Source organism: Archangium sp. (assembly GCF_036389735.1).
GTDB lineage: Bacteria > Myxococcota > Myxococcia > Myxococcales > Myxococcaceae > Archangium.
Genome location: NZ_DASVWK010000539.1, coordinates 1 through 3,799 on the forward strand (window position 1 = coordinate 1; position 3,799 = coordinate 3,799).

The following is a 3,799-nucleotide window of genomic DNA, read 5'->3' on the forward strand; positions in this document are numbered from 1 at the left end:
CACCATCAACATCATGAATCTGTCGGGCGTGGAGATTCAGGAGATGTTCGACTTCGTGGCCGATCGCTCGGCCGAGCGCGGCTGCGTCAGCCAGGCGCAGCTCTCCGGTGCGCGCTTCACCATGGACTGCGCCCAGGTGCAGCTCAACGACCTGCGCGTGCCCTGCACCCCGGCCAGGAATGGCGCCGACTGCCCCCAGGAGGGCCGCGAGGGCCACGCGCCCTGGCAGTGCCTCCAGGACCAGGATGGCAACCGCTGCTGGGCCCACCCCGCCATCGACATCTCCATCAACGGCCAGCCCATCAACCCCAACGGCATGTACCGCGTGGCGGTGAACGACTACATCGCCAAGGGCGGCTCCGGCTTCAGCGTCCTCAAGCGCAACACCACGCGCCAGGAGACGGGCATCTCCCTGCGCGACTCGCTCATCGGCTACATGCAGGGCTTCTGCACCTGCGACGACATCCTCGCGGGCCGCGCGACGTCCAAGACGGGGGCGCGCTGCGCCACGACGCAGCAGGACGGCAAGTGGGTGGTGGACGAGCAGACCCGCAACTTCTGCACCCAGACCCAGGTGTTCGAGGACCTGCTGGCGCTGCGCGACGCACCCCAGCGCTGCAACAAGCCGGGTCTCACGCTGGAGAACATCCGCACCACGTGCGCCACCGACACCCAGGTGGGCACCTGCTCGTGCGGCGAGTTCCTCGACGAGTCCACCGGCCAGTTCCGCAACGTGCCCACCGACGTGGTCGAGCGCTGCCCGAACATCCCGCTGCCGGAGCTGCTCACCAAGTGCGCCGCCATGCCCTCGGGCCCGTACACCGGCCGCTGCACCTGCCGTGAAGCGCTCAAGGGTGCCCAGGAGTGCGGCTCGGTCACCCGGCAGCTCAAGAGCTTCTGCGAGAACCCGACCGCAATGCCCATCGCCAATGCCACCGAGGATGGCCGCATCGGCCGGAAGGTGAAGTGATGAAGAAGCATCTGCTCCTCCTGGCGGCGACCGCCGCCGCGTCCGGCTGCTACAGCGTGGACTCCCCCACTCCCGAGGGCGTGGGCTCCTTCCGCGTGGAGGTGAAGAGCATCTCCTCCGTGGGCACCACGGGGACGCTCGCGCCGCTCGACGTGGTCAACTCCTGCCTCAAGCACTACGGCACCCTGGCGCAGGTGCCCGCCGAGGTGCGGGGCACGGACAGTTGCCGCTACGTCATCCCCCGCGGCCAGGTGGAGATGTCCCTGGACATCACCGCCCTGGACAAGGCGGGCAAGCCGCTCGACTTCAATGGGCCCGTGGCCTTCAAGGTGGTGCCGGGCGACCTCGCTGGCGACTACACCTACCACTGGACGCAGCTCACCCAGGGCCGGGGCACCGACACGGTGCGCGCCGAGCACATCTACGGCGAGGTGCGCGTCTGGGCGCTCGACGAGCCCGTCCAGCCCACCTACACCAACGGACAGATCTCCGGAGACCCGAAGCAACTCCCCCCGGAGCCCGCCTCGCGCAGCTACGCCGCCGGATCCTCCGGGCCCGTCCTCTTCGAGGAGCCCACGCTGGCCTCCATCCAGCAGCCGCAAACCGCGGACAACCGGTCCTCGCCCTTCGTGGGCCAGTTCGTCACCATCGGTCGCGCTCCCGAGTCCGGCGCGGTGCTGTACCAGAACTGCCCGGACGCCGACCTGGACGGCGACGGCCAGGTGGATCCGCCCAAGCCCGTGACGCTGCTGGTGACGGGGACGGACCCCTCCGGCTTCTTCGTCACGGACATCACCGCCTGCCCCGTGCCGGATGCCACCGAGCCGAGCGGCTTCATGCCCGGCACCTTCGGCTCCATGTACGTCTACAACTACAGCTACCCCGAGGGACTCGACACGGGCGACCTGCTGTGGACGCTGGCCGGCTCGCTCCAGGAGTTCACCTCCACCACGCAGCTCACCTTCCCCTCGTGGACGGTGCGTGAGCACGTGCGCGAGCTGCCGCCGGAGCAGTGGACCAAGTACCTGAAGCTCCACCCGCCCAGGGAACTCAACCTGCGCCACTGCGGGCTGAGCAACACGCTGGCGCCCGGCAGCGTCGACCCGCTCTGCGGCTACTACACCGACAACCTGAAGCTGGAGAGCTTGGAGTCGGGGCTGGTGCAGGTGCGCAACGTCCGCTTCCCCAAGGTCTTCAAGAACTGCGACCTCAACGGCAACGGCGAGGTGCCCTTCTTCTGTAGCTCGCGTGGCGCGTGGACCTACTGCGGCACCTCCGCGCCCCCGGAGATGAACGAGGTCCAGTGCAACATCGACTGCACCACGGGCGCCGGAGGCACCGTGTGCTCCGAGCGCAGCCAGTTCACCGGCTTCGGCCAGTTCGTGGTGGAGATGGCCGGGCCCGGCCCCCGCGAGGCCGGCCTGGATGACTCGCTGCCGCTGCGCGCGCAGACGGTCACCCTCTCCGACACCACCTCCAGGAGCACCGCGACGGGCTACGACCCGGGCGCGCAGGTGAGCATCTGGTGCGACGTGGACAGCTACCTGCGCTTCGGTGGCGCGGGCGTCACCGCCAGCGACGTGGACGAGCTGGTGCCGGCCAAGACACGCAAGGACGTCACCCTCCGCTCCGGCGAGGGCTACATGGCCTTCCTGTCCGCGGTCCCGGTACCGGCGGGCGGTACGGCCCCGCGCTGCTCCGTGTCGCGCAACCCCGGCACTCGCATCCTCCTCACGACGAAGGACGCCGTGCCGGACCTGCGGGTGGATTGCGACGAGAACGACTCGGATGCGGATCGCGCCCAGCAGTGCCGCCTGATGCACTCGGTGACCTTCGATGTGACGGGCCACCTGCGGCAGATCCAACCGGGACGCCCACGCTGGATGGTGATGCCGCGCGACGCGGACGACCTGTGCTGCCACCCGGGCCAGGACCAGCAGTGCCCGCGCCCCATCAAGCCGTGTCAGTGACGCAGTGACTTGAGTTGACGTGAGCGCCCCACTCCCAGGGGCGCAGGGAGGAGCGGCCCCCCCCGGCCACTCCTTGGAGGGAATTTGAGAACGTTTCGCACGCTGGCCCTGACCGGGCTGATGGCCCTCTCCACGCCCGCCTGGGCCGGAGACTTCGTCGATACCCGTCTGTCGTTCGTCTTCGCGGACGACAACGTCTTCGCCAATGCGGGCGAGACGACGCCCAACAGCCCCACCGCCCGGTTCGGCGCGGGCAACCAGAACACCCAGTTCTACGACAACTTCAACACCCGTTTCTCCGGCTTCGAGACGCTGTCCAACATCGTCCTCTACAAGCGGATGCCGGCGTTCTTCGAGGGCCTCACCACCGAGGCGGCCCTCACGGTGCTGATGCTGGAGCGGCCCTCGGGTGGCATCGACCTGCGGGACAACTCCAGCTACATCCGCCTCAACTACCGGCCCGCGGGCTGGGGTGAGAACGAGGGCCTGTCCCTCACCGGCTTCCCGGTGTCCGCGGACCGCTTCCGGCTGGGCTACGCCTACCGCATCTCCTGGGGCGGCAGCGGCGTGTTCACCACCCGCTCGCAGAACAACGGCGTGCCGGGCGCCAAGCTGCAGGTGACGCGCGACAACTGGTACGCCTTCGTGGGCGGCAAGTCGGCGCTGGTGCTCAACGAGCTGATTCTGGAGCAGGAGACGCTCTACGGCCTCTTGGCGGGCGCCGGCTGGGACATCCTCCCCACCTTCCGCCTCGAGGCGAGCGGCGGCTACTTCCAGAAGGGCATCATCCCGGGCCTGGCCAACCAGGGCATTGAAGCCCCGGTGCGCGCCGCGGGCGCGTCCGCACAGGCCACCTACC

Annotated in this window: 2 protein-coding genes and 1 pseudogene; all 3 read left to right on the forward strand. The window is 69.0% G+C overall.

Annotation, left to right across the window (positions count from 1 at the left end; all coding sequences use genetic code 11):
* Window positions 1–970, forward strand: a 970-nt coding sequence (locus VF794_RS18930; protein ID WP_331112364.1) for a 5'-nucleotidase C-terminal domain-containing protein, incomplete at its 5' end; no start/stop codon positions are given.
* Window positions 970–2,940, forward strand: a complete 1,971-nt coding sequence (locus VF794_RS18935; protein ID WP_331112366.1) for a hypothetical protein — start codon at window positions 970–972, stop codon at window positions 2,938–2,940. The genes VF794_RS18930 and VF794_RS18935, both read left to right, overlap by 1 nt.
* A 120-nt stretch (window positions 2,941–3,060) precedes the next feature.
* A pseudogene (locus tag VF794_RS18940) lies at window positions 3,061–3,799 on the forward strand (hypothetical protein); the annotation flags it as partial.